This window comes from Pseudoduganella sp. UC29_106 (genome assembly GCF_044055365.1).
In the GTDB taxonomy this organism is placed as follows: domain Bacteria; phylum Pseudomonadota; class Gammaproteobacteria; order Burkholderiales; family Burkholderiaceae_D; genus Rugamonas.
In genome coordinates, this window is the sequence record NZ_CP171977.1 from 3,892,517 (window position 1) to 3,914,979 (window position 22,463).

At 65.2% G+C, this 22,463-nt stretch carries 13 protein-coding genes and 3 pseudogenes; 5 read left to right on the top strand and 11 right to left on the bottom strand.

What is annotated here, in order from left to right; translation table 11 throughout:
• Positions 1 to 8: 8 nt before the first annotated feature.
• Positions 9 to 410, bottom strand: coding sequence for a hypothetical protein (locus tag ACHMW6_RS19575; RefSeq protein ID WP_395399104.1), 402 nt, complete (start codon positions 408 to 410; stop codon positions 9 to 11).
• 58 nt (positions 411 to 468) lie between these two features.
• On the opposite strand from ACHMW6_RS19575, the gene ACHMW6_RS19580 reads away from it, so the two are divergent.
• Positions 469 to 660, top strand: coding sequence for a DUF3460 family protein (locus ACHMW6_RS19580; RefSeq protein ID WP_395399106.1), 192 nt, complete (start codon positions 469 to 471; stop codon positions 658 to 660).
• On the opposite strand, the gene ACHMW6_RS19585 is transcribed toward ACHMW6_RS19580, so the two are convergent.
• From ACHMW6_RS19585 to ACHMW6_RS19600, 4 genes and pseudogenes are all read right to left on the bottom strand, one after another.
• Positions 652 to 1,656 carry a sigma-54 interaction domain-containing protein gene (locus ACHMW6_RS19585; RefSeq protein WP_395408660.1) on the bottom strand — a complete coding sequence of 335 codons (1,005 nt, stop codon included), beginning with the start codon at positions 1,654 to 1,656 and terminating at the stop codon, positions 652 to 654. The genes ACHMW6_RS19580 and ACHMW6_RS19585 overlap by 9 nt on opposite strands.
• Before the next feature lie 15 nt (positions 1,657 to 1,671).
• Positions 1,672 to 2,001, bottom strand: a pseudogene (locus ACHMW6_RS19590) (VpsR-related response regulator); the annotation flags it as partial.
• A 116-nt stretch (positions 2,002 to 2,117) separates the two neighbouring features.
• Positions 2,118 to 2,702, bottom strand: coding sequence for a YcbK family protein (locus tag ACHMW6_RS19595; protein ID WP_395399108.1), 585 nt, complete (start codon positions 2,700 to 2,702; stop codon positions 2,118 to 2,120).
• Positions 2,703 to 2,824: 122 nt separating this feature from the next.
• Positions 2,825 to 3,355 (bottom strand): GNAT family N-acetyltransferase, encoded by a 531-nt coding sequence (locus ACHMW6_RS19600; protein ID WP_395399110.1) that lies wholly within the window; start codon positions 3,353 to 3,355, stop codon positions 2,825 to 2,827.
• Positions 3,356 to 3,508: 153 nt separating this feature from the next.
• Between ACHMW6_RS19600 and ACHMW6_RS19605 the strand changes: the two genes are divergently transcribed.
• The gene (locus ACHMW6_RS19605; RefSeq protein WP_395399112.1) at positions 3,509 to 4,513 is read left to right on the top strand and encodes a sulfate ABC transporter substrate-binding protein; all 1,005 of its coding nucleotides are present in this window, start codon (positions 3,509 to 3,511) and stop codon (positions 4,511 to 4,513) included.
• Between the two features lie 128 nt (positions 4,514 to 4,641).
• Positions 4,642 to 5,517, top strand: a complete 876-nt coding sequence (locus tag ACHMW6_RS19610) for a serine hydrolase (RefSeq protein WP_395399114.1) — start codon at positions 4,642 to 4,644, stop codon at positions 5,515 to 5,517.
• Between the two features lie 37 nt (positions 5,518 to 5,554).
• Here the strand turns inward: ACHMW6_RS19610 and recD are convergent, their stop codons facing one another.
• From recD to ACHMW6_RS19630, 4 genes and pseudogenes are all read right to left on the bottom strand, one after another.
• Positions 5,555 to 7,570 (bottom strand): exodeoxyribonuclease V subunit alpha, encoded by a 2,016-nt coding sequence (recD, locus tag ACHMW6_RS19615; RefSeq protein WP_395399116.1) that lies wholly within the window; start codon positions 7,568 to 7,570, stop codon positions 5,555 to 5,557.
• Positions 7,554 to 11,253: pseudogene (recB, locus tag ACHMW6_RS19620) on the bottom strand (exodeoxyribonuclease V subunit beta). The gene recD and the pseudogene recB overlap by 17 nt, the downstream one beginning before the upstream one ends.
• Positions 11,250 to 14,730: pseudogene (recC, locus tag ACHMW6_RS19625) on the bottom strand (exodeoxyribonuclease V subunit gamma). Before recC ends, recB begins: the two co-directional pseudogenes overlap by 4 nt.
• 77 nt (positions 14,731 to 14,807) lie before the next feature.
• A complete protein-coding gene (locus ACHMW6_RS19630; RefSeq protein WP_395399118.1) occupies positions 14,808 to 17,897 on the bottom strand; it encodes a CHASE domain-containing protein in 3,090 nt (1,029 codons plus the stop codon).
• Between the two features lie 339 nt (positions 17,898 to 18,236).
• Here ACHMW6_RS19630 and ACHMW6_RS19635 point away from each other — a divergent pair, with 339 nt between their 5' ends.
• On the top strand, positions 18,237 to 19,730 hold the full coding sequence (locus ACHMW6_RS19635; protein ID WP_395399120.1) for a CehA/McbA family metallohydrolase: 1,494 nt from the start codon (positions 18,237 to 18,239) through the stop codon (positions 19,728 to 19,730).
• A 2-nt stretch (positions 19,731 to 19,732) separates the two neighbouring features.
• On the opposite strand, the gene ACHMW6_RS19640 is transcribed toward ACHMW6_RS19635, so the two are convergent.
• Positions 19,733 to 20,383, bottom strand: a complete 651-nt coding sequence (locus ACHMW6_RS19640) for a hypothetical protein (RefSeq protein WP_395399122.1) — start codon at positions 20,381 to 20,383, stop codon at positions 19,733 to 19,735.
• A gap of 111 nt (positions 20,384 to 20,494) precedes the next feature.
• Between ACHMW6_RS19640 and ACHMW6_RS19645 the strand changes: the two genes are divergently transcribed.
• Entirely contained in the window at positions 20,495 to 21,373 is an 879-nt protein-coding gene (locus ACHMW6_RS19645) for a neutral zinc metallopeptidase (RefSeq protein ID WP_395399124.1), read from the top strand.
• Positions 21,374 to 21,394: 21 nt separating this feature from the next.
• On the opposite strand, the gene ACHMW6_RS19650 is transcribed toward ACHMW6_RS19645, so the two are convergent.
• Positions 21,395 to 22,447 carry an SRPBCC domain-containing protein gene (locus tag ACHMW6_RS19650; protein ID WP_395399126.1) on the bottom strand — a complete coding sequence of 351 codons (1,053 nt, stop codon included), beginning with the start codon at positions 22,445 to 22,447 and terminating at the stop codon, positions 21,395 to 21,397.
• Between the last annotated feature and the right edge of the window lie 16 nt (positions 22,448 to 22,463).

Genomic DNA, 22,463 nt, shown 5'->3' on the forward strand with positions numbered 1-22,463 from the left:
CCTTCGCTTCAGAAATGACGGCGGCGGCCAAAGTTATGGCCGACCACGAGTGTCGAGGTGACAATCAGGCTGGACAGGCCGATGATCAGCTGCACCAGCTTATCGTCCGGCAGCACCCACTGCGAGCCCTTGGGCGGCTCAGCCTGGGCGACGGCGACAATCAGGGGCGACACCCAGTCCGCGTCAGGAGTAACATCGAGGATGACAGCGCCATCGGCGGTCTGCATGTAAATTTCACCGCCGGCGGCCAGGCTGAAGCACACGCCGTAGCCGGTTTCCTGCTTGCCGACATGCTCTTTCAGCGCCAGATCATGTTCGGCGATCCATAGCTCGACGTCGGCAGGCGTTTCCAGCGCCGTCCACGGTACAGGCCGGAAGCGCGGTTTATCTTGGTCCTGGTTGTCCTGCATTGTCATCCACTGGAAATATTGCTCGGCCGCCAGTGTAACCGAACGGAGGGAAATCACAATGAAAGTTAAGGGATATGTGTCGGAGTTCGAGGAATTCTTCGGCCACTTGCTGGCCGACCATCCCGAATATGTGGCAGATCAGCAGAAGGGATGGAATATCTGGTGGGGACCACCAGGTGAACCTGGAGGCAGAACGGCTGGCACGGACCGACGCCGTGCCGACACCGCCCTACTACTATCACTAGGCTGACACTACCGTCGCTGAGCGCCGCGTCGGCAGTTCGATGCCGTGCTTGGACATCAGGCGGTACAGCGTCATCCGTGACACGCCCAGTTCGCGCGCCACCGAGGTCATGCTCTTGCCTGCATCGAGGCGGGTCTCGATGGCGAGCCGCTCGGCGCGCGTGACCGCGCAATCGAGGTCTTCGGCACTATTTCGCGCCTGGGCGCCGTCCAGGCCGAGGTCGGAAGCGCGGATCAGCCGCCCTTCCGCCATGACGGACGCGCGCCGCACCCGGTTCACCAGTTCGCGCACATTGCCCGGCCAGGTGTATTCGCTGATGGCGCGCAAGGCATCGCGCGCGAAACCCTTGACGCCCGCCGCGCGCTCGGCGGCAAACACGCTGAAGTAGTGCTGGGCCAGCGGCACGATATCTTCGCGCCGCTGCCTCAGGGGCGGCGTTTCCAGAGTCAGCACGTTCAGGCGGTAGAACAGGTCTTCGCGGAAACGCCCTGCCCGTACGGCATCGACCAGGCGCACGTGGCTGGCGGCAATCACACGCACATCGACCTGGCGGCTGCGGGTAGCGCCGAGCCGGTGGATGGTACGCTCCTGCAGGAAGCGCAGCAGGTTGGATTGCATGTCCAGCGGCAGGTCGCCGATTTCATCGAAGAAAATAGTGCCGCTGGATGCGGCCTCGATCAGGCCGCACTTGTCCCGGCTGGCGCCGGTAAACGCGCCGCGCTCATAGCCGAACAGTTCGGCCTGTATCAGGCTGGCAGGAATCGCGCCGCAATTGACGGGCACAAACGGCGCGGAGGCGCGCTGTGAATGCTTGTGCACGGCGCGCGCCACCAATTCCTTGCCGGTGCCGCTTTCGCCCCAGATCAGCACAGGCGCCGGTACGCTGCTGACCTTTCGGATATTCTGCCGCAGCGCCGCCAGCGCCGGGCTGACTCCCACCAGCGACATCGAATCGGCCGCTTCGAACTCGGGCTCGGCCTGCAGCGATGCCAGTCCGTGCACGTGCCCGAGCGTATGACCAAGGCGCTGGAAATCAATGGGAGAAGTATGAAAGTCGAAGCATTGCTCGACCATCGTTTGACAAAATGCCTGGTGCTTTAAGGCAGCGGGATTAAAAGCCGCCACCCATTTGACCCTCCAGTGTTCCCGCAGGAAGCTGTCGAGCGCATCTACCGAAAGACGCCGCACGTCAACCAGCAACAGGCCAACAAGAAATGGCCTGGCACGTAGTACGGCTCTCGCCTCATTCAGGCAGGAAACCTGGCAAATTTCCCAATCTCGGAGATAGGCACTCAACTCCTCTTGCGAAACCCACTCAAGGGCTACGCATAAGAGCTGTTTTTTCATTTTTCTCTCGCCGGTGAGCTTGCTCACCAGTTCATCTTACGCCCACACTGTTCAACTACCAAGCCGAAACCGGATCGTGCGCAGGGTGTGTTGCGTTTTGATATGGTTGAGAGAACTCAGCCTTTCCAGGTCCTTTGCAGCCCCGTATCCGCGTGGATCCAGCCGCCGCGCGGGCCCTCGCGGTAATAGAAACCGACACCGCCGCCGCGGAAGCTTTTCACCAGTCCACCCAGGACTTCCGGGTTCAGGTTGCTGATCCGAATGTCCGCCGCCTTGCCATCCATATGCAGCGACTGGCGCGCGGCCGGAATGCCCTGCTCGCGCAGCTTCTGGTTCGAGGCCGGCGTACGGTAGCCGGACAGGATTTCCACCGGGCTTTCGATGCCGAAGCGCTGTACAAAGGCTTGCGCGCTCCACAGCGTTTCCAGCAGCTTGGGATCGATCGGGATGGTTTCCTTGCCGTTCACGTCGCGCAGCAGGTGGCACAGCTCCTGGTAGGCAGTATCGATGATGTCGCCATCGCGCCAGTAAGTCACGCGCGCCTTTTCGCCGCTCTGGGGACGGGTCACGCTCAGGGTGCGGGGCTTGAGCCAGAAGTCAAGGTCCAGCGACTGAGAGTCAAAAATGTCGGGAGGAGGAGCCAGCTCCTGCTGGCGGGCCTGGCCGATCAGCGGCACGCCCAGCAGGGCGGCGCCGGTCATGCCCAGGCTCCGATGAAGGAAGTCGCGTCGATTGGCCATAGCAAACCTGTCAATTGCACCAAGGAATACTATAGCGTATAGCAGGGGGAGTTGAGAAAGCTCTTTAAGTAATTAAGCTAAATTTAAGTAGCGCTGCAGCCGCAGAAGCGCTTGCGCTTCCCTTCCGGCACGTCGCAGACGCTGCCGTCCAGCTGCTTCCAGAAGAACACGGTTTCCACCCCATAAGGCGAACGTACATTGCCCGAGCGCAGATACCCCTGCCGGGCAAAGAAGTCCTCGCCGGTCGCCGTACTGTGCAGTTGCAGGGCTTTCACGCCCCAGCTGCAGGCCTGCTCTTCGACGCGGCTCAGCAGCGCCTTGCCCAAGCCCTTGCGGCGCGCTTCCGGCAGCAGGTAGCACAGGGCCAGCTTGCCGGCCCCCGTCAGCAGGGCCACGCCGACAACATGGCCTTCTTCAACAGCGACGATGGAAAAATTGGTGGGCGAAGCAAACCAGCTGGCCACCATCTCGGGCGTTTTGTTCCCCAGCCAGGCTTGCAGGATGGCGGGATCGTTCTGGTGATCGAGTACACAGCACTCCGCGATCGAGCGGCGTAGCACATTGCACGCCGCAGGGGCGTCCGACGATGCAGCCAGGCGAATTTCAAAACTCATGTATGCTCACAAATAACCCAATCACAGGCCGACTATACAACAACCGGCCGAACCTTGCGGAGCACGGACCGTCTAAGCATATAACCAGAAAATAGTTTTCTTTTTGCGCAATATTTTAGACCATGCATATGTGATTTCCCTATAGAGACCGCCATGACTAATAAGAATTTCGCATTAAGCCTCATTTTCGCCGCAGCAGCCTTTGGCGCGGCTCCGCTGGCATCTGCCGCCGAGACGCAACTGCTCAACGTCTCCTACGACGTGGCGCGCGAATTGTACAAGGATATCAACCCGGCTTTCGAAGCCGCCTATAAGAAGAGCACCGGCCACGACGTCAACGTCAAGATGTCGCACGGCGGCTCCTCCAAGCAGGCGCGAGCCGTAGCCGATGGTCTGGAAGCTTCCGTGGTCACCATGAACCAGGCCAACGACATCGATATGCTGGCCGACCGCGGCGTGGTAGCGCCGGACTGGGCCAAGAAGTTCCCCAACAATGCAGCGCCCTCCTATTCAACCATGGTCTACCTGGTGCGTAAGGGCAATCCGAAGGGCGTGAAGGACTGGGCCGACCTGGCCAAGCCCGGCGTGGCCGTGATCATCCCGAACCCGAAGACCGCCGGCAATGGCCGCTATACCTACCTGGCCGCCTGGGGCTCCGTCGTGAAAAAAGGCGGCACTGAAGCCCAGGCGCGCGAACTGGTCACCAAGATCTTCAAGAACGTGCCGATCCTGGACGCCGGCGGCCGCGCCGCCACCACCACGTTCACCCAGCGCCAGATCGGCGATGTGCTGGTGACCTTCGAGAATGAAGTGAACCTGGTGCGCGCTGAATTCGGCGACAACTTCGAGGTCGTGTACCCGTCCATCTCGGTGGTCGCCGAAAATCCGGTGGCCGTGGTGGACAAGGTGGTCGACAAGCGCGGCATCCGCAAGGAAGCCACCGCCTACCTGAACTTCCTGTATTCGGACGCCGGCCAGGAAATCATCGCCAAGCACTACCTGCGCCCCCGTTCGGAAGCCGTGTACAAGAAATACGCGGCCAGCTTCAAGCCGATCACGCTGTTCACGGTGGACGATGTCTTCGGTGGCTGGCGCGCCGCGCAGAAGCGCCACTTCGACGATGGTGGTGAATTCGACAAGATCTACGCGACCAAATAAAGACATAAACGTGAAAAAAAGGGGCTGCGGCCCCTTTTTTTCGTGCCGCTGTCGCGCTGGAGGCCGCAGCTAGGCTAGAATTCACTTTAAGTCTATCATCCAAGTTTGTTAAAAGTTTCCCAACCACTATGATCAAGAAAATCGCCGCCATCTTGCTGATGTCGACCTCCGCAGCCGTACTCGCCGCGCCCTCGCTGGGCTCGCAGTCCGTGCTCGTCGTTGAGGATGAGACGGGCAAGGTCCTGGTCGAGAAAAACGCGAATGACGTTGTTCCGATCGCCTCCCTCACCAAATTGATGACCGCCATGGTCGTGCTCGATTCCAAGCTGGATATGGAAGAAGAGATCGCGATCGACCGTGAAGACGTCGACACCCTGAAGCACAGCACCTCGCGCGTGCCCGTCGGCGCCAAGTTCTCGCGCAGCGAAATCCTGCAGCTGGCCCTGATGTCTTCGGACAATCGCGCCGCCGCTTCCCTGTCCCGTACCTATCCGGGCGGTCCGACGGCGTTCAAGGCTGCCGTGCAGGCCAAGATCAAGGCGCTGGGCATGACCAATACCACCATCGAGGAGCCGACCGGCCTGTCGCCGCACAACACCTCGACCGCCGCCGACCTGGTGAAGATGGCCACCGCCGCCGGCAACTACCCCGAAATCCGCCGCATCACCACCGACAAGGCGGAAGTGATCAAGGTCAAGGGCCGCGACGTCGAATATCACAACACCAACCGCCTCGTAGGAGCCAAGGGCTGGGATATCGGCCTGTCCAAGACCGGCTACACCGAGGAAGCGGGCCGCTGCCTGATCATGCGCATCACCTCCGCCGGCCGCAACGCGACCCTGGTGCTGCTGAACGCCAAGGCCAATTCCGCCCGCCTGATGGACGCCTTGAACATCCGCCGCATGATTTCCGGCGACGAGGGCGAACCGAAAGTCATGCGCGCCTCCAACGGCCGCAAGAAGGCGCCGAGCGCCGCCAAACCCCGCCGCCGCCGCGCGGCATAAATGCGGGTCCAAATGTTTCGACGGCGCGTAGGGCGGATCATTGATCCGCCGTGCGTGCTCCGCCAATAAGCTCCCGCAAGCCGCTTGCGCGATGCGTCCGCATCGCAATCGCCTCCGGCAACACACCCCCATTCGGCGTCACCAGCGTAAAGAACTCCCGCGCCCGCGTAATACCCGTATAAATCAACTCGCGCGCCATGACGCTGCTCGCCTCGCGCGGCAGCACCAGCGCCGTGTGTCTGAACTCCGAGCCCTGCGACTTGTGCACGGTCATGGCGAACGCCGTCTCCACATCGCGCAGGCGGGTCGCCAGCACGCTGCGCACTGCTTCCCCGTCCGAGAAATACACGCGCAATGAGCCCGGCCGCTCCGGATCCGCCAGCGTCAGCCCGATATCGCCGTTATACACGCCGGTCGCATAGTCGTTGCGCGTGATCATGACCGGCCGCCCCACATACCACTCGCCCCGGCGGCGGATCAGCCGCGCCGCCTCCAGCCGCAGTGCAATGGCTTCGTTCAGGCCGGACACGCCCCACTCTCCCTCGCGCACGGCACACAGCAGGCGGAAAGCCTCGAAGGCCCGCAGGACCCCGGCCACCCAGTCCTCATGAGCCTGACCGGCGCGCGGACCGGCCTTCACGAGCTTCAGGTAGGTGCGGTAACCGCCTTCCGCGCCCGCGCGTCCATCGACGGCGAGCCGCAGCACGTCTTCCTGCTGCGCGCCGTCGTTCCACAGCAGCTGGCCGGAAGCATCGTTGCGCAGCACCACGCGCGCAGCCTCGGTGTCACCAATATTGACTGCCGTCGCCAGCTGGCCGATCGGTCCGCTGAAGCGGCGGCTCTGGCGCAGCATTACGGTTTGCTGGGCCAGCGCGCCCAGGTCGCCATGAAAATCCGGTGGGATATGCTGGCCGGTGGACGCTTCGACATAGGCCAGCGTGGACTGGCTGTAGCCGCCGCGCTGGGCGTTGTAACACAAGTCCCCGAGCACCGCGCCGGCTTCCACGGACGCCAGCTGGTCCTTGTCGCCCAGCAGGATCAGATGCGCGTCATCCGGCAACGCATCCAGCAGGGCCGCCATCATTTCGAGGTGGACCATCGACGCTTCGTCGACAATCAGCACATCCACATCCAGCGGGTTGCCGGCGTTGTGCTGGAAGCTGCGCGTGTCGGGACGCGCGCCCAGGAGGCTGTGCAGCGTGCGCGCGCCGCCCATGCGCTCGGCCAGTTCGCGCAGCGGCAGCTGCCCGCCGACCTTGCCGGAGAGCTGGTCCAGCGCGTGGTCGATCGACTGCTTCAGGCGTGCGGCGGCCTTGCCGGTTGGTGCGGCCAATGCCACACGCAGATTGCCGGCCGCCTCGCCCTGCATGGCGAACAGCAGGGCGAGCAGGCGCGCAACGGTGTAAGTCTTGCCGGTGCCGGGACCGCCCGTAATCACGGCCAGCTTGCCGCGCAGGGCGATGGCGCAGGCGATCTTTTGCCAGTCGGCTCCGCCTTCGCGCGGCGCATGGTCGAACAGCACATCCAGCCATGCGCGGGCCGCGGCGGCGTCCGGCATGGCGGCGCCCTCTCCGCTTGTCGTACGCTGGCGCACGGCGTCGGCCACCACGTTTTCGTCGCGCCAGTAGCGGCGCAGGTAGAGGCGGTTTGCCGCCAGCACGAGGGGCTGGCCGTCGTCTCCCGCTCCCGCGCCGCGTACCTGGCGGAGGGCGTGCAGCAGCCGGCTCCATTCCTTCGCGCTGGCCGGGAGCTCGCCGGCGGCGTCGCGCAGGGCCGCCCATTCTTCGTCCGACCAGCCGAGCATGGCCGAGGGGTCGGCAAGGTCTTCCAGCAGCAGGCAGCTATGGCCCCGGCCCTCGAGCTCGGACAGCAGCAGGCAGGCCAGGATCAGCGCGCCCGACGGCGACGCGGCGGCTGCATACGATGACGTAGCGGCGGTGTCGTCGAGGGACGCGATGAAGCGCGCGAAGGCGGGAGCGAGCCGGCGCATTTTGCCGGCAGCAGTCAGCGCATCGGCCTGGGCGAGCAGTGGGTGTTCAATCATCATGGTCATATTCCGGCTGTGCGGCCTCCTCCAGCAGCGCGTCCAGGCCATCGAGGAGCGCGGGGTCGGGCGGCAGCAGATAGCAGCCGTGCGTGCTCTCGTTGGCGACGCCGCGCAGGAAGAAGAAAATCGCGCCGCCGAGGTGCAGCGAAGGATCGTACGCCTCGCCCAGGCGTGCGCGCAGCAGGCGGTGCACGGCCAGCATATAGATGGCGCCCTGCACATCGTAGCGATGCTCCGCCATGCCATGCGCCAGCGCCGACTTGTGATACGAAGCGTCGGAACCACCCAGGGTGTTCGACTTGTAGTCCAGCACCCAGTAGCGCCCCTCATGCTCGAACACCAGGTCGCTGAAGCCTTTCAGCATGCCGTGCAGCTGGCGCTCCGGCAGCGCGGGACGCGCCATGCCATCGAGGAGGTGCGCGCGGCACAGCCGGTCCAGCGCGCCCGTGGCCAGGCGCTCGCTGGGGGAACCAGAACTCCATCTCGGGCAGCACATGGCCGATGCCGTCCAGCGAAGCGCCCAGCGGCGGCAGCACGGTGCTCGCAATCGCGCGCACCCAGGCAATCGTGTCTTCCTGCCGGTGCGCCCAGCCTGCGCGCTCGATGCGGCGCGTGATGCGCTGGTCGAAGGACGTCTCGTGCACGCTGCCGAAGCCCTCCTGCCCCAGCCACTCCAGCTGCTCGTGCAGGAAATTGCCGGGCACCGAACCGCGCGGGAAGCGGTGCCAGGGCGCGTCCTCGATGCGCAGTGGCGAAGCGACAGAATCCTCAGCCTCCAGCAGTTTCTCCTCGCCGGCATCGCGCGGCACCGGCGGCGCATCGGAAGCGAACACGCCTGGCGACGACGCCGGGCCGCCGGTGCGGCGCACCAGCGAAGTAAAGCTGCCGACAGCCCAGTCGCGCTCGAAGTCCGCATCGAACAAACGTGGCGGCGGCAATGGCGCCAGCTGCTCCACGCGGTTCAGCATCGTCACATGCTGCGCCGCGCCCAGCGTGGTGATGCCGATTGCGCCGCACTCGCCGCGCAGTTCCTGCCAGCGCTCCAGCAGTTGTCCGGACGGCGTGGGCTCGCCGCCAGTCAGCAAATAGCCCAGCGCCGAATCGTGCAGGGTGTTCTCGCCCGATTTGCGGGCCGGCAGCGCGGCCACGCCCAGCCACAGGAAGTGGCGTGCGCGGGTCAGCGCCACATAAAGCAGGCGCAGGTCTTCCTCGATGCGTGCCGCTTCCGCCGCGGCCTGGGCATCCTCGGACAAGGTCATGTCGATCTGGCGCTTGCCTTCGCTGTCGGTGTATTCGAAGAAGCTGCGATTGCGCTTGTCCACCTTGCGCGCCGTGACGGCAAACGGCAGGTACACCAGCGGATACTCCAGACCCTTGGACTTGTGCACTGTGACGACCTTGACCAGCTCTGCATCCGATTCCAGGCGCAGCACACGCTCTTCGCCGCTGTCCGTCTCGTTCTCGATCTGCTCCGCCAGCCAGCGGATCAGCGCCTGCTCGCCATCCAGCTGGCGGCTGGCCGATTGCAGCAGTTCGGCCAGGTGCAGCAGATTGGTCAGGCGGCGCTCCCCGCCCGCTTCCGCCAGCAGCGCGGCGGGCAGGCCCAGTTCGTGGATGAAGCGGCGCAACATGGCCAGCACGCCCTGGCGCTGCCAGACCACGTGCAGGGATTTCAGCTGCTCCACACGGCGTTCCCACGCCAGTTCATCGGACGAGAATTGCGCCAGTTCGGCCAGCGGCAGATTGGCCGTGCGCGTGGCAAAGGCGGCGCGGGCCAGAGCGCCATCCAGCGGATTGGCCAGCGCGGACAGCCAGCGCAGCACATCCGCCGCTTCCGCGCTCGCCAGCACCGAGTCCTTGTCCGACAAATACACGCTTGGCACGCCGCGCCGCTGCAGCGCCTTGCGCACGGCAGCCGCTTCACGCCGGTCGCGCACGAGGATGGCGATATCGGCCGGCTGCAGGCGCTTGAAGCCCTCCGGTCCCTTGAAGCCCGTGGTTTCATCGTTAAGCAGGCCGACTATATGCTCGGCGCAGTGCTGGGCGAAGAAATCGCGGTAGCCGTCAGCGCTCAGTTCTTCCGCCGTGCAGGACACGGTCAGCGCCTGCAGTTCGCCCTCCACGCCCACCAGCACCTCGGCGCGGCCCTTGGCATCCACCGCATCGAAGGGCAGCGGATTGCCGTCACCATTGCGGAAGCGGAAGGCGCCACGGGCAAAGCCGCTGCCCTCGTTCGCCAGGCTTTCGGCGTGCAGGAAGACGCGGTTCACCGCATGCACCACTTCCTTGGTGGAGCGGTAGTTGGTGCCCAGCTGATAGTGGCGGCCGTGGGTGGCGCGGCGGGCGGACAGATAGCTGTGAATGTCCGCGCCGCGGAAGCCGTAGATCGATTGCTTCGGATCGCCGATCAGGAACAGGCCAAGCTCGCGGTTGTTCTCCGCCACGCGGTACAGCAGGTTGAAGATCTCGTACTGGCTGGGCGCCGTATCCTGGAATTCGTCCACCAGCGCGACCGGATATTGATCGGTGATGCGCTTGCGCAGCGCGGCGCCGTCTGGCGCCTTGCAGGGCGAGGCGCAGGCGTTCCAGCATGTCGGCAAAGCCGAACTGGCGTTTCTGGCGCTTCAGTTCTTCCATGCGGCGCGCGATGGTCGCCGCAGCGTTCCTGTACAGCGCGTGGCTCAGGGGCTGAATCTCGCGCAGCGCTTCGGCCAGCGGGGCGATGGCGTCGAAATCGGCGGGGATGGCGGGCGTAAAGCCCTTGGCGCAGGCGTCGGCGATGCCTTCGCTAGTCAGGCGGCGCCAGGCGGTGTCGTTCAGCGCCGGCTGCACCTGCGCTGGGTCGTTCGCCCAGTCACGCAGCGCCTGGAACCATTTCGCCACATTCTCGGGCTTCATTTTCGCGCCGTGGAAGCACTTGGGCTGGGCTTCGCGGTGCGACACAATCCATTGCTCCATCCTGTCGGCCCGCTCGGCCCAGCCTTGCTTGAGGCCCGCCAGCGCGGCCTGCTGCTCGCGCTGCACGCGGCCGATCAGTTGCGCCAAAGGCTCGGGCGCGGCGCCCTGTGCAGACTCGGGACGCCGTGCCAGGTCGCGCACGCTGCGCTCCAGCGCGTGCACATCGCGCCAGGTGTCCAGCAGCGCGTTAAGCGCCGGCTCGGGCAGCGGGTAGACTTGCTGGCGCCAGTAGTCGTGGGCGGCATCTTCAAAGAGGGCGGCTTCGTCGCTGACCAGTTCTTCGTCGAACAGGCTGCCGCTGTCGAAGGCGTGCTCGCGCAGCATGCGCTGGCACCAGGCGTCAATCGTGAAGATCGCGGCTTCGTCCATCGTTTCGGCGGCCAGCATCAGGCGGTGAGCGGCCTGCAGGCGCTCGCTGTGGCCGGGGAGTCCTGCAGGACTGCGTCGAGATAGTCGTCGCCTGTGGCGTGCTCGTTGCGGAAGTAGGACGCCGCTTCCACCAGACGCTCGCGCACGCGGTTGGACAGCTCGCGCGTGGCGGCGCGGGTAAAGGTCATCACCAGGATTTCGCTGGGCAGCAGCGGACGCGGATAGCCATGGTCGCCGCCGTGGCCCAGCACCAGCCGCACGTAGAGCGCGGCAATGGTCCAGGTCTTGCCGGTACCGGCGCTGGCTTCGATCAGGCGCGAGCCGTGCAGCGGAAAAGTCAGCGGTTTGAGCTGCTGGGTCATTGTTCTTCCTCGCCTTCGATGGGCGCGACCGTGATGGCACTGGCCAGCCAGTCGGCCAGCGGCTGGTAAAGCGCCCGGCTCACATCTTCGTGGTCGGGCTCTGCGCGCAGCGCGGCGTATTCCGGCCACAGGCGGGCCAGGCAGAGATCGTCCACTTCGCCGCTTAGTTCAAAACCGCCATCGTAGACGGGACGCGGGTCGTCGCCTGCTACCAGCGCGAGCGCGGTCTTGCAGGCGGTGGGCAGCGGACGGTTCATGCCGTCGCACCAGATGCGCACCAGGTCTTCCAGGGTCTGATGTGCATCCTGCTGGCCGAGCGGGTTCATGATGACGATGGCGTCACGCGCGACGAGGAAGCCGGTGACGGGGTGGCCCTGGGCGGCGGCGGCCAGTTGGCGCAGCCACATGGGAATCAGTTTATCGCCGCGCACGGCGCCGCCCTTTTCCAGGACCTTGGACGACATTTGCATCAGCCATGCGGTATCGGCTTCGCCGGTGCGCAGTTGGTCGATCCAGTCCTCCAGTGTGACGCCGGCCAGTTGCAGGTGCAGCGCGAGCTTGGGCGCGATATCGCGGTATTGCGTGCAGAGCGTGAGCCAGGCGGTGCGCACGGGCACCAGTCCTTCGACCAGCTCGTCGCGCTTGCGCTCGCCGATCAGGCCGATCGGTAGCAGGCCCTCGCGCTGCAGCTTTTCCGCGCGCGCTTCCAGGCTGGGGCGCACCTGCTCCAGCGGCTCTTGCCCACCGCTGTCGTCGAGCATGGCGTCTTCCAGCTGGTAGCGGTCGAGGCCATCCAGGGCGAACGGTTCCTCATCTTCGCCTACCATGGCCGCGTCGCCGAAGATGACGCCCAGGCGCTGGCGGAAGAAGTATTTGACCGGCTGGCGCAGGAAGGCGGCGAGCATGGACAGTTTCAGGCGGAAGCCTGCTTCGAGCTCATAGGGCGGCAATGCGCTTGCTGCAGAAGCGTCGGCAGGAGCGACGTGCGAGCTGGCGTGTCCGGACGCAGGCGCCGCGGCGGCGGGGGCACTGGGGGACGCGGCGGCGGTGGGCGCGGGGGTGGCGTGGGCGGCGCGCCATTCGGCGGCGTAGGTGAGCAGGCCGTCCTGCTCGAAGTAGCGGCGGCTGAAGGGCTGGAGCGCGTGTTCGGTGGTGCGGTCGGACAGGTCCAGCGCCCAACCGGCGCGCAGATAATCGCACAGCTGCGAGACGAGTACGGAAGGCGGCTGCTCGCTGTTGTCGCGCACATTGCGCCCTACCCAGCTGATATACAGCTTGTCGCGCGCGGCCAGCACGGCTTCCAGCATCAGGTAGCGGTCGTCGTCGCGGCGCGAGCGGTCGCCGGGACGCGCCATGCCCGGCAGGGCCAGCAGATCGAAATCGGCGCGCGAGGCGCGGCGCGGGAAGTCGCCATCGTTCATGCCCAGCAGGCAGACCACGCGGAAAGGCACCGCGCGCATCGGCATCAGTGTGCAGAAGGTCACACCGCCGGACACGAACTGGTGCTCCAGCGAAGGCTCGTCCAGCGCGCCCAGCCAGGCTTCGCGCAGCACGGCCAGCGGTACTTCCTCGTCAAAGCCCGCGCCGTCGCAGGTTTCCAGCCACTTGTTCAGGGTATCGTTCAACTGATTGAGCGTGAGACGGTCGCCCTCCTCCTTCGCATCGAAGAAGGAAGACAGCAGCAGGCGCGCCTGCTCCGCCCACTCGGCAGGCGCGCGCGGAACCGACAATTGCGCGCGCCAGTACAGCAGTGCCTCGATCATCTGCGCCAGGGATCCAGCCAGCGCCGCATCGAGGCCGCCCACTTCGCCATAGGGCTCGATACCATCGAAGCTGGAACCATTACCGCTGGCGTAGCCAAGCAGCATGCGGCGGATGCCGAAGATCCAGGCATTCTGTTCGCCCGCCGGCGCCAGGCCGAGGCCCGCGCGGTGCTCGCGGTCCAGGCCCCAACGCACGCCGGCGCCTTCGATCCACAGGCCCAGCGTCGGCAAGTCATCCACCGTCAGGCCGAAGCGCGACGCCAGCGCCGGCACATCCAGCAGATCGCGCACTTCGCTTTGTCGGCAGCGCTGCTGCGGCAGGCGCAGCAGCCATTCCAGCGCCACCAGCAAGGGATTCACGCTGCGGTCGTTCACGTCGCCGATTTCGAAGGGAATATGGCGCGGGTCGTTGCGGCGGTGCTGGCCGAACACGGCGTGAATGGCGGCGGTGAAGACGTCGATATCCGGCACCATCACTACGACGTCGCGCGGGACGCAGCGAGGGATCTGCGGCGAACATGGCCAGCAGCTGGTCGTGCAGCACCTCGACTTCGCGCTGCACGCTGTGCGCGATATGGAATTCGATGGAGCGGTCGGCGGCGTCCGGCGGCGCCTCTTCGCGCGCGGCCGGATGTTCAGACAAAGGCAGCAGCTCGCGCACGGCCGCCTGCAACTGGCCTAGCAGCGTATCGCCCTCGCCGTCGCTGAACAGGTCCACGCGCAGGTTATCGCTGCGGCCCGCGCCGGCGGACGCTTCGTCGAATTCATCGAGCATGCGGATATAGTCACGGCCCTGGCGCCCCCAGCCCGCCAGCAGCGGATGGCTGTGGGCATGCAATTCTTCCAGCGGGATCGCGCCAAGGTCCACGCCCTTGCGCAGCGACTGGCGGCGGTGCGCAGCGCGCAGCAGGTCGCGGCCTTCGATGATGTCGCCCCAGTAGTATTTGCAGGGATTCGGCACAGCCAGCACCACCTGCGTGAAGCGGGCCAGCGTGGCCAGCGCCTGCAAGGTCTGGTACGGCAGCGCGGACACGCCGAACAGCACGATGCGGCGCGGCAGCCGTCCCAGCGGCTGGGCGCCCGCTTCGACCGCACGCACGAAGGCCTGGTGCACGCTGGCGCGCCCCAGTTCGCGTTCGTGCTGCGGCACGCTGTCGATCACGGCACGCCACAAGGCGGCCTGCCACTTTTGATCCGGCGCGAGAGCCAGCGCTTCGCCGCGCGCGCTGCGCAGCTGGTCGCGGCCAGCCGCCCAGTCATCCAGCCAGTCGGCGCGGTACACCTGGTACTGGTCATACAGGTCGGCCAGGCGCTCGGCGAGCTGCAGGCGGCGTTCAGGGTCGCCGTCGCCGAGGAAATGGCGCAGGGGCGCGAAGACATCGTCGCAGAGCAATGTTGGCAGGAGGCGCATCAGGCGCCAGGTCAGCGGGGCTTTGTCGAAGGCCGAAACCGGCGGGACCTGCTCACGGCCGAGCATGCCGCGGTAGGCGTCCCACAGGAAGCGCGCCGGCAGCGCGACGCGGGTGGCGGCGCAGATGCCCGTTTCCTCGGCCAGCGCAATCTTCAGCCATTCGGCCACACCGTTCGATTGCACCAGGACGATTTCCGGCTCGAGCGGGTCCAGCGGATGGCTGCGCAGCCATTCAAATACGGCCGCGCGCAGTTGTTCCAGTTGGTTGCCGTGCAGGACCAGGAGGCCGGGGGTTATTGTCATCGAGATTTGGGCCGGTGGCAGAAGCGTACATTATAAGCGGAGCATGCAGCGGCGGATCAATGATCCGCCGTGCGTGATCAGCCGGGGACGTTGGCATTCAACTCGGCGCCGATATGCTCCCGCAGCTTATCCAGCAACGGCTGCATGCGCCCCACGATGTCCCGCGCGATGGCGACGTCATCCTCCGGCTTCAAATGTTCCAGCTGCAGGCACAGCTCCGCGAAACTCATGGCCCCAACGGCGCGCGCGGAAGACTTGATGCGGTGCCCCAGTTCGGACAGCCGCTTCATATCTCCCTGCTCCAGCGCCGCGCGCACCTCGACCAGCCCATCGCGCGCCGAATCGAGGAACATATTCGCGTACTTACGCATCTTTTCAGGCTTGTTGCCAAAGGTCTGAGCCAACGCGCGCATGTCCAGCAGCTCGCCTGGTCCGCTCGGCGCCGCGGCGGGCTCCGGCGCCACCGGCGTGAGCGCAGGCGCAGACAATGGCGCTGGCAAGGGCGCGGCTGCGGACGCGGTCGCAGCGCCACCGCTCACCGGCGGCGTGCGCCCCTCGGCGGCGCGCTGGCTCATCCACTTGGCCAGCACCGAGAACAGCAGGTTAGGCGCAATCGGCTTGGTCACGAATTCGTCCATGCCAGCCGCCAGGCAGCGCGCCTGGTCTTCGCGGCCGGCATTCGCCGTCATCGCGATCACCAGCGTGCCGGACAGCTTCGGGTGTGCGCGGATGATGCGGGTGGCCTCGTAGCCATCCATCACCGGCATCTGCACGTCCATCAGCACGCAATCGAAATGCTCTTTCAGCAGCAGGTCGATGGCTTCCTTGCCGTTGTTGGCCACGACCACGGTGGCACCGGCGTCTTCCAGCAATTCCTGGCCCACCTGCTGGCTGAAGATATTGTCCTCGACCAGCAGGATGGAAGCGCCATGGATCGAGGCCAGAACGTCCGGCTGGATGGCATTGGTGTCCGTCGCCTGCAGCAGGTGCGTGCCCTTCATCAGGCGCGCGGTGAACCAGAAGGTCGAACCGTGACCCGGTTCGCTGTCCACGCCCACGGCGCCGCCCATCAGCTCCGCCAGCTGCTTGCTGATCACCAGGCCCAGGCCCGTGCCGCCGTAGCGGCGCGTGGTCGAGGTATCGGCCTGGTGGAAGGACTGGAACAGGCTCGCCACCTGGGTCGGCGTCATGCCGATGCCGTTATCCTGCACTTCGAAGCGCACGACGGTCGTGTTGTCGCGGTCTTCCACTGGGCGGGCGCGGATGAAGATGCGGCCGTTCTCGGAAAACTTGATGGCGTTGCTGACAAAGTTCAGCAGCACCTGCTCCAGGCGCAACGGATCGCCGCGCAACTGGTGCGACAGGCCGGGCCAGATCTCGAACACCAGCTCCAGGTCCTTGCGCGCGGCCGCATCGCCCAGCTGGTTCGAGATATTGGTGAGCAGCGATTCCAGGGCGAAGTCCAGCACTTCCAGATCCAGCTTGCCGGCTTCGATCTTGGAGAAGTCCAGGATATCGTTGATGATGCCCAGCAGGTGCTGGCCGGAGTGATAAATCTTCTGCAGGTAATCCTTCTGCTTCGGATTGGTCACGGACTTCAGCGCCAGGTGGGCCATGCCGATGACGGAATTCATCGGCGTGCGGATTTCGTGGCTCATATTGGACAGGAAATCGCTCTTGGCCTGGTTGGCCGCCTGCGCCTGCTCCTTCAGCTTGTGCAGCTCGGTCACGTCGGTCGAGAGCGCGATGACGACGGCCGTATCCTTGTCCAGGTGCACGGGCGCCTTCACGGTCCACAGGTGATGCACGACGCCTTCCTTGTCGCTGTACTTGTCTTCGCCGGAGCGCCGCAGGCCATCGGCCAGCACCGCGCGGTCCTCGATCCAGGCGTCATCAGCTGCGGCCGCCGGCATCACTTCGCGGTCGAATTTGCCGACGATCTCCTCGACCGGCAACCCAATCACTTCGGCCATCTTCGCGTTGGCATAGATGAAGCGGCGGTCCTGGTCTTTCATGTAGACGTGGGCGTCGACGTTATCGAGCACGCTGTCCAGCAGGCGGCGCTGCTCCACCGCGTTGCGGCGCTGCGAGTACAGCGAGAAGAAGTAACTGTAAATGAGCATCGTGCCCATGAAGCCCGTGGCAAACGCCACCAGCGGCAGCCAGCGGTCAAAGCCGGTGATCATCGCATCCTTGCGGGCGTAGAACTGGGCCTTCCACAGGCTGCCGTTGAAATCGATGGGCAGCACGGCGATGAAGTAATCCTCGGGATCGCCCGGCAGCGCGGCCGGCTTGTCGATCGAGCCGTTATCGTTGAACAGCAGGCGGTCGTCCTTCTCGATCTGCAGGCGGCGCTTTTCCGGATCGGTGGAGGAATCCGCGTACAGGATCATGTGCACCTGGCGGTCGGCCATCTCGTCGATGGCGCCCTGCACCAGCTTGGCGACCGCAAAGCCGATGCCGACCGAACCGAGGTAAGCAGCGCGGCGGCTGGACACGTCGTCCACCGGCATGCCGCGCTTGTACACCGGCAGGCGCATGCCGAGGCCGATGTGCGGCTGCGGATTCTGCACGATCACCGGCTGGCCCGAAGCGCTGATCTGGCCCGTATCGCGCGACAGTTGCATGGCGCGATCGATGTTCGGGTTGGCCGTGATGTCCACGCCGAATTTCTCCATCAGCATGCCCATCGGCTCCAGGTAGACCAACGGCGAGTAATGTGCGCGCTTGCCGCCCGGTTTGATGTCAAATTTGGGATAACCCTCGGGCGTCAGGCTGGTGTCGGCGCGCACGCCGGCGACAAAGGCGGCGCGTTCCGCTTCCGACACGTCGGGCGCGTAGTTAATGGCTTCGATCGCGGGGAAGTGCTGGCCGATGTTCAGGCTGGCGACGTATTGACGGAATTGCAGCCGGCTCAGCTTGTCCGTGGTCTGGAACAGCGCGACGAGGCCGCGCACCACATCCGAGTAGGACTTCACGCGCGCGGAAATGCTGTATTGCGTGGCGCGCGTGAGGTTATCGAAGCGCAGTTGCGCGTCGTCCTCCTCGCTATTGGCTGCCGCCGCGTAGAAAGTCATGCCCATGATCAGGGCCAGGGTCAGGCCAACGCCCCACAGCAACGAGCGTGTCGACAGCCAGCCCTTACTCAGGTCCCCAAGTGTTCGCATCAGGAAAAGTTCAATTTATATTGCATTGCAGCAGCATACTATTAAAGCGGCCGGGAACGAACCTCTTCAGCCCTCACTGCTCCAACGACCAGGCAGGAGGGAATGATCATGCGAGCCAGAACCCCTATATTACCGGCAAGCGGGCGCTCCCGGTATGTTCTTTGCACTGCGGCATTTTCGTTATTGACAGGCGGTAGTTTTGCGGCTCCGATCGACCATCAGGAGCTGGACGCCGTGCTCGTCGCGCCATTTTCCGCGCCTGGCGCGGGCGCGCGGACTATCACCATGCACTTTACCTGGCCTGGGACGCAGCGCGCGGCTGTGGTTTGGACGCTCGAATTGCTTTCTCAAGACGGCCGGCTGGCCAGGCGCTGGCAAGGCACGGCGCGCCTGACGCAGGGCGCTGCCAGGGTGCCGTTGCGATGGACGCCGCCGCGCATGCTGACGGCGGGGGTGTATACGCTGAGGCTGCTTGCGCGCTCAGGCCCTGAAGAAGTTGAGCAGAAAAGGCCGGTAGCGGTTGGCAAGCTGCGGCCCTTGGCTGTCGCGGGGCTGGTCGGCGTGCGGGTTTCCACAACAGGCCAGGTCACGGCGCAGGCGACAGGGGCGCTGGGTGCGACGGCGGAGCCGCGAGATGCGACGACTGGGACGGCGCAGGCGGCGCGGCCGGCGCAGGTGGCGGGGGAAATGACGGCGGCGGAGTCGGACGAGTTCGATGTCGTGCTGGGCAACCTGCATAGCCAGACCGGCCACAGCGACGGCGGCGGCGCCATCCCCGGCTGCCATGGCGCGCAAGAACCGCAAAGCGCGGCGGCGCGTCCGGCGGAGGCATATGGCTTCGCGCTGCGCCACGGGCTGGACTTCCTGCTCACGTCCGAGCACAACCACATGTACGACGGCAGCGAAGGCACAGACGCCAATGCCGATCCGGAGCAGGCGCGGGAACTGTACAGCGACGGACTGGCGCAGGCCACGGGTTTCAATGTTGCGCACCCGGGCTTCGCCGCACTGTACGGCATGGAATGGGGCGTGATCGCCAATGGCGGCCACCTGAACATCCTGAACAGCCCAGTGCTGCTGAACTGGGAGCGCACCGGCGCGGGCGACGTGATCGGCGACCTATTCGCGGCCAAAGGCGACTATGGCGCGCTGTACACGCTGATGCGGCAGCGCGGCTGGCTCGGGCAATTCAATCATCCCGCGCAGAATCAGTTCCGCGTCGACGGCAAGCCGCTGGCGTGGACCGAGGATGGCGATGCGGCGATGGCCTTGTGCGAAGTAATGAACAGCTCCGCCTTTTCCGCCAGCATGAACGAGGGCGAAACCCGCCACAGCTTCTACGAGGACAGCTGCAACCGCCTGCTGGAAGCGGGCTATCACATCGCCTTCAGCAGCAATCAGGACAATCACTGCGCCAACTGGGGCGCAGACTACGGCAACCGCACCGGCGTACTGCTGCCGCAAGGCACGGCTCTGACGCCCGCCAGCCTGCTCGAAGCCATCGCCGCGCGCCGCGTGTTCGCGACCATGGACAAAAACTCCCTACTCGCCCTCACAGCCAACGGGCACATCATGGGCGAGCGCTTCGACAACCGCGGCGTGCTGACGCTGTCCATCCGCTTCGCCAGCAGCAGCGGCCGCAGCGTGGCGGCGCTGGAAATCATGGAAGGCGTGCCGGGCCGCAATGGCGAGGTGAAGTCGCTGCCGGGCGTGGCCCGTGGCGAGACCACCATCACGCCCTCGCCCGGCCAGCATTTCTACTATGCACGGATCACGCAGGACGATGGCCGGCAGTTATGGTCCGCGCCGGTGTGGGTGAACCAGCTCGAATAGTCCTACTCCAGATGCACGGGACGGATCTGGCGATCGAGCACCTGCTGCACGGAATGGGCCTGCTGCGCGGCTTCGCTGCCGGCGCCCGCGCGGCGCTCGCATTCGCCGAGCAGCTTGCGCGCGACACCAGCGTCCAGCTTTGCGCCTGCGGGCGACACGGCAAGCTGGCCGAACTTCACGGCAACCCGGCACAGGCCCGCCGTGTCCGCGTTCGCCAGCAAATCTGACGCCGGCAGCTTCGCGGCCCAGGCAGTGTCGGCGGGCTTGCAGGAGCCGCCCAGCTTGAAATAGGCCTGCTCCAGCTCGCCTGCGCGCGGCAGCAGCGCTTCGGCGTCGGCGATCGTGAATTGCTGGCCATCGCCGCAATTGTCGAGTATGCGACGGATCGCGGCAGGGACGCCCGCCCGGGCGGCCTGGCGCGTCCAGTTGGCGGCGGCGGCACGGTCGCGCGATTCAAAATGCTGGGACAGGCGCAACATGGCGGCCGTGTCGCCAGCCTTGGCCTGCTGTTCGGCAAACGCGACGCATTTCGGCGGGTACTTTTCCGGGGCAAGGCGGGGACAATCGGGCTCCGGTTCGCGCAGGGCAAACACCAGCCCGCCAATGACCGCGACAACGCCCAGCAGGGCCACGCCCCAGTGCCATGATTTCACACGTCCCCCAACAGTAAGCAAAAATGCCAATTGTAAAGATTTTCAACAAACGCTGCGCCACGCTTGGTGCCCGTGCTATATAGTGAAACCAGACAAACAAAGGAGCAGCAAATGCGTTGGGACGGCAACAGGGAGAGTGATAATGTGGAAGATGTGCGCGGCGATGGCGGCGGCGGACGCGGTGGTTTCGGCTTCGGCGGCAGGTCCATCGGCATCGGCACGCTGCTGATCGCCCTGGTCGGCTCATACTTCCTTGGCGTAAGCCCGGCAACGCTGCTGAACCTGCTCAGCGGCGGCGGTCCGGTGGCCGTGCAGCAGCAACAGCGTCCGCATGCAACCGATCCGAACGACCGCCAGGCCAAGTTCGTGCGCGTGGTGCTGGCCGACACGGAAGACACCTGGGGCGAACTGTTCAAGCAGCAAGGCGCGCAATATGAGCGTCCGAAGCTGCAGCTGTTTAGCGGCCGCACGCAGACATCCTGCGGCGCAGGCCTGACCGCCACCGGCCCGTTCTACTGTCCGGCCGACCACAAGGTGTACATCGACCTGAGCTTCTATCGCCTGATGGAGGAGCGCTTCGGCGTATCGGGCGAGTTTGCGAAAGCCTATGTGATCGCGCATGAAGTGGGTCATCACGTGCAGAACCTGATGGGCATTGCCGCGAAAGTCGATGCGGCGCGCAGCCGTGGCTCGGAACGCCAGGCAAATGCGCTGTCGGTGCGCATGGAATTGCAGGCAGACTGCTTCGCCGGTGTGTGGGGCTATCACGCCAACCGCGCTCGCTCTATCCTGGAACAGGGCGACATCGAAACGGCGCTTTCCGCCGCCACCGCCATCGGCGACGATACGCTGCAGCGCCAGGCCGGCGGCGAGGTGGTGCCGGATTCCTTCACCCACGGCACCTCCGAACAGCGTGTGCGCTGGTTCACCAAGGGTATCAAGACGGGCGATATCGCCCAGTGCAATACCTTCGAAGCGCGTCAGCTCTGATTGCGCCGCGGCCCCTGACCGTCAGCGCGGAACCTTGCTGAATCTAACGGTCTGTTCCAACTCCCACTTGCCGCCCTTGAGAAATTCACTGGTGGCCTGGTAGCTGTTGTCGTCGATGCGCGTCCAGCTGGCGCGATAGGTCAGCTTCGCATTGGGCATCTGGAACTGGGCATCCGGGAAGACCAGGCGCTTGTCGTCGCCCATCATCAGGCCCCGCGAATAATTGCCGTTGTTCTCGTAGTAGATATAGGCAACCTGCTTGCGCTCATGGTCATAGTAGTAGAGCGACTCGCCCACATAATCCGGACGGCCGGCCGAGCGCACCACGTGGTGGTCGCGCAGGTAGTGGCCGTTCAGCAGCCAGTCGAAGCAATGCGTATCGGTAGTTTTCCCGTCGGGCATGGTGCCGCGCCAGCATTGGCCGGCGAGGAAGGCCATTGGGGCCAGTTTGGATGACGGCGCACCCGCGCCACCAGCCACTGCCAGCGCGACCGGTGCGACCGATGCCGACGGCGCGGCAGCGCCGGGCGGCCCGGCCAGGCAGTTCACAAGCTGCTTCAGCGACCAGTCATTTCCCTTGGCGAAGAAGTCATAGGTCTTATCCCATTCCGGCCCCGTGCCCCAGCCCAGCATCTGTGCCACCACGCGCGTGCCGCCGTCCGGCTGGCGTTCCAGGCGGACCACTTCCTGCAGGTTCCCGTCTTCGGCCTGCAACTGCTTGCTGAAGCTGTCCGTCAGCTTGATCTTGTAGGTCAGGAGCTCGTTTTCGATCACATTGGTGATGCCCAGGCGGATCGTGCCCGGCCCGCCCACGCCCACCTTGGCGTCGTAATTCGACTGCATGCTGCCGCCGTTGCGGAAATCGAGCTTCACGGCCGGCGCCACCCAGCAGCGCGCGCCCTCCTCGGTTGAAAACGCCTTCCACACGCGTTCGGGCGGCTGGGCGACTGTCGCCTCGACCAGCAGCACACGCTCGCCGGACGCCGATTTCTGGTGCGTGACCACGGTCTGCGCCTGCGCCGCGGCGGCCGCGGTTCCTGCGGCGGCGAGGAGAATAAGGGTGGGTGTTTTCATGCGGACCAGTCTATGC